Below are 7,226 nucleotides of genomic sequence, written 5' to 3'. Positions count from 1 at the left end.
GATCATCTCGGGTGGCTCCAATATTTATCCGCGCGAGGTGGAGGAGGTGCTGCTGCAACACCCGCAGGTGGGCGAGGTGGCCGTGGTGGGGCAGCGGGATGCGGAGTGGGGTGAGGTGGTGATTGCGTTCCTCGTCGCGGGCGAGGGCGGGGTGGTGGAGGATGCAGCCCTGGATGCGTTGTGCCTGGAGCACATCGCGCGGTTCAAACGGCCCAAAGAATACCGGTGGGTGGGGGCGCTGCCGAAGAACAGTTATGGGAAGGTGTTGAAGACGGAGTTGCGGGGGTAGGTGCGCTTTCGGTGCTAGGCACGCACGCCATGATTACTCTGTGGGTCTTGCAGCAGCGGACCAGGAGCCGTCTTGAGCCAGTGCCGCTTCAAAGTCCGCCAAAGGCTAGCAAGCGTGTTGAAGCTGACCAGACGCGGGGTTGGCGCGCCGGTAAGCGTTTGTCCAGTTCCTCTCAGGGTGACGCTAAAACCCGAAGACATCGGCATTGACGCCTTGGAACCTAGCCATGGACATAGGTGATAATGAGAGTCATTCCTATTGTTGATGCATCCACGGTCGCAACTGCATCAACCAGGCGCCACTGCGCCAAGGGAATTCATCTACTCATGTAACCCTGTCCCACTCGTGCTAGAGCGCTACTACAGCGAATTGCTGAACTTCCTATCTCGCTCCGTGGGTGACCGCCATACTGCGGCTGACTTGACGCAGGAGAGCTACGCACGCGTGTTGGCTGCGCAGCAGGCGGGGCAAGCAGTGCGTGATCCACGCGCGCTGCTGTACCGCATTGCCCGCAATCTTGTGATTGACCAGCACCGTAGTTCAGAGGTGCGCGCTCAGGCAGGTGAAACCGCGATGGACGATCGGGAAGGCGGGCTAGACAGCTTGGCGGGTCCAAGGTCGATGGAGCCCGATGCCATCCTCTCCTCGCGCGAAGGCATGGCAGGCATGATTGCTACCATCGAAAAGTTGCCACCACGCTGCCGCGAGGCCTTCATTCTTTACAAATTCGATGGTCTTGCGTACGCAGAGATTGCTGAACGGATGGGCATTTCTACGCGCACGGTGGAAATGCAGCTGCAGATCGCAATGCAGGCCTGCTGGGGTTGCCTTGACGAGGCCGAAGGAAAAGCCATTGCCGATTCAAAACGCAATCGAAAGGTGCGCACGGGTCACTGACAGATTGGTTGGGGGGGGATGAATTTCCATGCCCAGTACCGGATTCTTGACGGGTCGTACGTCTACATAAGAAGAGAAGAGAGAAAGTCTTTTGCCCATGATCTTTCCCGTACCCCCATCGCCGGAAGATGCGTCAGGCCTGCGTAGGGATGTGCTCGACTGGTTTATTCGCCGGCATCGGGGTGAATGGGGCGGGGCTGAGGAGGCCGCGTTTCAGGATTGGCTGGCAGCAGATACCGCCCATCGGGAGACCTATGCGGACTGGGAGTCCAACTGGAAAGCGCTTGATTTGATGCCCGCGGAAACGGTGTCATTGCTGCGCCGCAATCTACAAAGAGACAAAGACCAGCAAGCTGTGAATGCGGACGTTCAATCGCTGCCACGGCGGCGGTCCAACATCGTTGGCAGTCCTCTTCGTCGTTTCATAGTTCCCTTGTTTGCTGCCGCATCCTTCGCCGTCGTGACCGCCGGTTCTGGGGTTGTGGCCTGGAATCTATGGCAGGCGCGCCCCGATTTTGTACAAGCCTACAGCACCCCTCGTGGAGAGCAAACCGAAGTTTTGCTGCCAGATGGCAGCCGCCTGAAATTGGACACTGCCACACGTTTGGAGGTGGCTTACTACCGTCAGCGCCGCGAAGTAAAACTTCTGGAAGGCCAGGCGGTGTTTGGTGTTCAGGCTGATGCCAAACGCCCGTTTCACGTACTGGCGGGTCCGGTGGATGTTGCGGTGGTCGGTACGCGATTTTCGGTGCGCTACACCCCCAGCTTGCCAGAGGGTTCGGGTGTGCGTGTGTCGGTGGAGGAAGGGAGAGTACGTGTCGCGCCGCTGGATGATCGCGCCCCGGCAGGTGCTGTTCATGGGGCCCCCGAGGGGGCCGTTTACCTCACCGCAGGCCAACAGGTGTTTGCGGATGCCCAGGGCGCATTGGCACCTGTGATGCCGGTGCCCAATGAAGGTATCGCTCCCTGGCGCAAAAACCGTATCAGCTTCGTCAACACCCCGTTGGTGCAAGCGCTTGCCGAGCTGGAGCGCTACGGCAGTACCGGATTGAGGGTGAGGGATCCTGCGGTAGGCGCTTTGCGCCTGACCGGAACATTTGATCCGAGGGACGCCCAGACGCTGCAGCGCGTATTGCCTGGCGCACTTCCTGTGCGGCTCCAGCAAGTGGGCGGTGTTACAGAGGTGGTGCTGGTTCGGTGAGCCTGGTCTGGGTTCAAAAAAATAAGCTGCAGGGCTACCGTATTTCCGATGAATGGAACGTCTACCTAAGTAGGAAGCATTTGCATTGACTACTTTGGAGAATTTTCATGCGTCGCCAGAATCTTCGGCCGGCACCCGTTGCCTTCGCTATTGCCCTACTGTTGGGGGCTCAAGCCGTTTACGCGCAGGGCACAGGTACGGAAGGGGTCGGCAGCGCTCCCGTTCAGATCAGCATCAGTGCACAGCCTTTGGCGGAAGCGCTCAACGATTGGGCGCGGCAGACGCGCATCCAGTTGATCGTTCAGCAGAGTCTGGTTGTCGGTAAGACGGCACCCGCCGTCGCAGGTTACCTGGCCCCGATGCACGCCTTGGAAAGATTACTGGCAGGCAGCGGACTGGCTGGCAGCATCGAGGGCAGCGCGGTCATTGTCAAAGCCGGGCAGGTGGTGGCAGAGCCAGCCACCAACACGCTGGGCGAAGTGCGCATATCCAGCAGCGCGGCAGAACCTAGCTATCGCGAGGAGGAGGCAAGCGGTGCCACCAAAATCTCTGCGCCACTGCGTGATCTTCCCGTCTCGATCCAGGTTCTGCCCCGTGCGGTGATCGACGATCAGAGTGCGATTCGGACCGAAGACGTCGTTCTGAATGCAAGCGGCATCAACATTGGCGCTCCATCCACCAGGTCTGGGGACAATCTCATTTTTCGTGGCTTCTCCACCAGCGAGTTTCTTCGCGATGGCATGCCGGACCGGCGCCGCTCCATGCGCGATATGGCCAACATTGAGCAGATTGAGGTCCTCAAAGGACCTGCTTCCGTTCTCTATGGCCGTATCGAACCAGGCGGAACGCTCAACTACGTCACCAAACGCCCGCTCTATGTGAAGCGTTATGAAGCAGCAATGCGGGTAGACAACTATGGCCTGGTGCGCCCGAGTGTGGACCTTTCAACCGTGTCCGAGGGTGGTGCGGTGGGCGTACGGCTCAACGCTGCCTTGGAGCATGGCGGCAACTATCGGGACTATTCGTTTTCAAACAGGAAGTTTGTTTCCGGCGCAGTCGGCTGGCGGCTCACGCGAGATACCGACATGTCGTTTGAGCTCGAATCGTTGGAAGACCGCCGCTCCAACGGAGACGACATGGGCATCCCCTTTTATCGCGGTGCTCCCGCACCCATCCCGCTGTCACGTTTGCTCAGTGAGCCAGAACACTATCGCGATACATCGGACCGGCTGTTCGGCTACACGATCAATCATCGGCTGGACTCCACCTGGAAGTTCAAACACGCATTGCGCTACACAACCCAGACGACTAAGTTGATCAAGGACAACCTGAACAGCAGGAGCGTGAGCAATCTGTTCGTGTCAAACGTGGACCCGGTTACCGGAAAAATTGGTCGAAACTTTGCGGAACAGAACACGGACCGGGACACTTTGACGGCTCAAGCCGAGTTGGTCGGCGATCTGCGTTTGTTCTCGATGCGCCATCAGGTGCTGTTCGGTGCTGAATCGGACCGCATCGAGAGCACCGACAACAACTGGTCTGCCAATGCTGGCGTTGCGTCGAATGACCTTGATATTTTTAACCCCGTCTACGGACGGCTGTCGCGCCAGGGCTTGAGGCAGACCTCGTTGAGCGACAGCGCCATAACCGCGAACGCGCTGTATTTTCAAGACCTGATTGATCTGGCACCCCAATGGAAAGCGTTGATCGGCGCACGGTACGACCGTGCTCGCAACACCAGCGCCAATCGCCTCAATGGCAGTTCGGCAGCAGCAGAGTCTTCAGCGGTATCGCCACGTGCGGGCATCGTTTGGCAGCCTACGACGGCTTTGTCGATGTATGGGAGCTACAGCGAGTCTTTTGTCCCGGTGATCGGTCAGGATTTCTTCGGCTCCCTGTTCAAGCCGACGACCGGGAAACAGGTGGAGCTGGGTGTCAAGTCGGATTGGTTTGACGGCAAGCTGTCTGCGAGCGCGGCGATCTTCAGTATCAAGAAGGGAAATGTCAGCGCCCCTGATCCGGACCACGATGGCTTCAACATCCAGACGGGCGAGATCACCAGTGACGGGATCGAATTTGACATTGCAGGTTCGCCCTTGCGCGGGATGAACGTGATCGCCAACCTGTCGGTGATCGATGCACGCATTTCAAAAGAAACCCGTGCCTCTCTGATTGGCGTACGGCCCTCCAATACTGCTGAGAAAACAGCGCGCCTCTGGGTCAGCTACGAATTGCAAGACGCAGCGTTGCGCGGCTGGGGTGGCGGTTTTGGCGGAACCTATGTGGGTGACCGCGTCAACAGCAACAGTCAGCGTGATTTTCATACCGTGCCCAGCTATGTACGTTGGGATGCGGGCATCTGGTATCGCGCTGCGAATTGGAGGATTGCTCTGAAGCTGGAAAACGTGACCGACAAGGTTTACTACGTCTCCAGCAACAACCTGGTCCTGTCCCCTGGCGCGCCACGCAACCTGTCCGTCACCGCCTCGTACCGGTTCTGAGCACAGCGATGGAACCGAACGCGGTCATGGGCGCTGAACGACGGCGCATGCATCCGGGACTCGTGCTATCGCTGCGGGTGATCGGTGCGGTGTTTGGGGGCTATGCATTCAGTGCCGCATGGGTGGCCTTTGCCGCGACTGCGCTGCCCATGGCAACGGGAATCGCCCGCAGCGAGGCTGTTCTGTTGTCGAGCATGCTGGGGTTTCTGGTCTACCTCGTGGTGCTGATCTGGGCCTTTGCCGAGGGTTCCGTGTGGCGCGTGTGGGGCTTGTGCGCAGGCGGCAGCGTGTTGGCAGTGGCTCTGACCTTTCTGGTCAAGGCACGCTGGTAGTAGCAAGACAAAAGAGTACGGAAGGCCAGCAATGGAGTCTACGTTTCGCAAATCAATGGCATGGCTGCACACATGGTCCGGCATCGTGATCGGGGGCCTGCTGTTCGCTATCTTCTGGACCGGCACACTCTCTGTGTTCGACCGTGAAATAGATCGCTGGATGGCCCCGGTGACCCGGTTGGAAATGCCGTCAGACCCGGTGTCCCTTGATACGTCCTTCCGTCCCATGGCCGAACAGATGGCAGCGGGCTCGGCGCAGTGGACCTTCTCCATGCCGACGGATCGCGTTCCCATGCTCAGGCTGTCCTGGCGTGATGCGGCGGACAAGAATGTCTCTCGCTACTTCAACGCCTCGACCGGCGCCGAGCTGCCCGCCACAGGAACCTATGCGGGTACCGGCTTCATCTACCCGTTTCACTATCGGTTGAACATACGGTTCATGGATATTGGCTACTGGATCGTCGGCTTTGCGACGATGGCAATGCTGGTGGCTATCGTCTCCGGCGTCGTGATCCACAAGAAGATCTGCACGGACTTCTTTACGTTCCGGCCCCGAAAGCAGATCCAGCGCGCCTCGTTGGACCTGCACAACCTCACCAGCGTGCTGCCATTGCCGTTCCACTTTTTGATCGGTCTGTCGGGGCTCTTCATCCTTTTCGCCATTTACTTCCCGAGTGGCTGGCAGGTTGCGTATGACGGTGACAGGAGGGCCTTCAACGCCCAGGCGTCCGACACGTTCCAGCGGTCCAAGAGTGGGCAGGCGGGCTCGCTGGGGTCGCTCGATGGGATGATGGCGCAGGCGCGCCTGGAATGGGGTGGAGGGCAGGTGTCCCAGGTGCGTGTGCAGCACCAGGGTGATGCCAACGGCTATGTGGAGGTGCGCCGATCCATCGCTGACCGCGTGACCCAAAACTCGCAAACCATCTATTTCGATGCAGCCACCGGCAAGGTGCTTGCCCGCAGCGAGATCAAGCCGGTGAAGACGGCGCTGAGCTTTCTCACCGGGTTGCACGAGATCCAGTTCCGGCATTGGACGCTGCGCTGGCTGTACTTCCTGGCAGGCTTGTCCGGTTGCGTCATGATTGCCACGGGCTTCGTCTTCTGGATTGAGTCGCGCCGTGCCCGCCATGCCAAGAAGGGACTGGCAGGGGTGCGTTGGGTGGAGGCACTCGCAGTTTTCAGCGTTCCTGGAGTCATCGCAGCCACCTTCGTTTTTTTCGTCATCAATCGGCTGTTGCCCGAGGGGGCGAACTTGGCAAACTATGGCCGCGCCGACCTCGAAGTGTGGGGCTTTTGCCTGGCCTGGTTGATTGCACTGGGGCACGCAGGTATGCGCGGCCAAGCCGCTTGGCGTGAACAGACCTGGTGCGTGGCGGGCCTGGGCCTGCTGGCCGTTGTCCTCAACGGGGTCACTACCGGGCAGCATTTGCTGTTGAGCTTCGCGCAGGGTGTGTGGGCCGTCGGCTTCATGGATGTCCTGCTGCTGGTGGCGTCGGCGATTGCGGCGCTGACTGCGATGCATTTGTCTCGCAAGGCCAGACAGGTCTCCGTGGCGCGTTCAGCCAATGGTGCGACGAGAACGCCAGCCGCGGCGCCCAAAGCGGTGAATATCCCACTCCATACCGCACTGGATGCGGGTGAACGCCCGCTCTGATATGCAAAGTGCATTCCTGATGTGTACGGCATGGCTTGTGGGCCTGCTGGGTTTTGCGCTGCTGTCACTGAGCCAAGAGCGGCACTTCGAGTCCGTCTTTTCCGGCGGCATTCCTACGCACTCCGAGACCCGCAGGCTGCGGGCAATAGGTTTCCTGCTTGTCGGGCTCGAACTTGGCGTCTGCATTGCCAGCGAAGGGGCCGGGTTTGGCAGCCTGCTCTGGATGGTATTGATCTCTGCTGACGCGGCAATCGTTGCCTTGGTGCTCGCATGGAAACCGCATTGGCTGCGCCCTCTGCGCATTCTGAGATCGGGGTCTGCTAGGGGTCGAACCTGAAATGCATCACACCGG

At 59.5% G+C, this 7,226-nt stretch carries 7 protein-coding genes; all 7 read left to right on the top strand.

Going from position 1 to position 7,226, the window contains the following annotated elements:
- The coding region (locus ACK41V_RS13880; RefSeq protein ID WP_409783187.1) for an AMP-binding enzyme at positions 1-289 on the top strand (289 nt) is incomplete at its 5' end.
- Positions 290-634: 345 nt separating this feature from the next.
- The gene (locus ACK41V_RS13875) at positions 635-1,186 is read left to right on the top strand and encodes an RNA polymerase sigma factor (RefSeq protein ID WP_409783186.1); all 552 of its coding nucleotides are present in this window, start codon (positions 635-637) and stop codon (positions 1,184-1,186) included.
- Between the two features lie 97 nt (positions 1,187-1,283).
- Entirely contained in the window at positions 1,284-2,387 is a 1,104-nt protein-coding gene (locus ACK41V_RS13870; RefSeq protein ID WP_409783185.1) for a FecR family protein, read from the top strand.
- Between the two features lie 107 nt (positions 2,388-2,494).
- Positions 2,495-4,888, top strand: coding sequence for a TonB-dependent siderophore receptor (locus ACK41V_RS13865; RefSeq protein WP_409783184.1), 2,394 nt, complete (start codon positions 2,495-2,497; stop codon positions 4,886-4,888).
- Between the two features lie 47 nt (positions 4,889-4,935).
- Entirely contained in the window at positions 4,936-5,220 is a 285-nt protein-coding gene (locus ACK41V_RS13860; RefSeq protein ID WP_409783183.1) for an iron uptake protein, read from the top strand.
- 31 nt (positions 5,221-5,251) lie between these two features.
- Positions 5,252-6,874 carry a PepSY-associated TM helix domain-containing protein gene (locus ACK41V_RS13855; RefSeq protein ID WP_409783182.1) on the top strand — a complete coding sequence of 541 codons (1,623 nt, stop codon included), beginning with the start codon at positions 5,252-5,254 and terminating at the stop codon, positions 6,872-6,874.
- Entirely contained in the window at positions 6,858-7,211 is a 354-nt protein-coding gene (locus ACK41V_RS13850; RefSeq protein WP_409783181.1) for a DUF3325 domain-containing protein, read from the top strand. Before ACK41V_RS13855 ends, ACK41V_RS13850 begins: the two co-directional genes overlap by 17 nt.
- Positions 7,212-7,226 lie beyond the last annotated feature (15 nt).

Source organism: Acidovorax sp. (assembly GCF_046291265.1).
Taxonomy (GTDB): domain Bacteria; phylum Pseudomonadota; class Gammaproteobacteria; order Burkholderiales; family Burkholderiaceae_C; genus Acidovorax.
Note: the sequence above shows the minus strand (reverse complement) of the source record. Positions and strands in the feature narration are given on the sequence as shown.

Bases quoted from the DNA above. Each gene is read 5' to 3' on its own strand.
- ACK41V_RS13870 (WP_409783185.1), top strand. From the start codon at position 1,284: ATGATCTTTCCCGTACCCCCATCGCCGGAAGATGCGTCAGGCCTGCGT.
- ACK41V_RS13865 (WP_409783184.1), top strand. From the start codon at position 2,495: ATGCGTCGCCAGAATCTTCGGCCGGCACCCGTTGCCTTCGCTATTGCC.
- ACK41V_RS13860 (WP_409783183.1), top strand. From the start codon at position 4,936: ATGCATCCGGGACTCGTGCTATCGCTGCGGGTGATCGGTGCGGTGTTT.
- ACK41V_RS13855 (WP_409783182.1), top strand. From the start codon at position 5,252: ATGGAGTCTACGTTTCGCAAATCAATGGCATGGCTGCACACATGGTCC.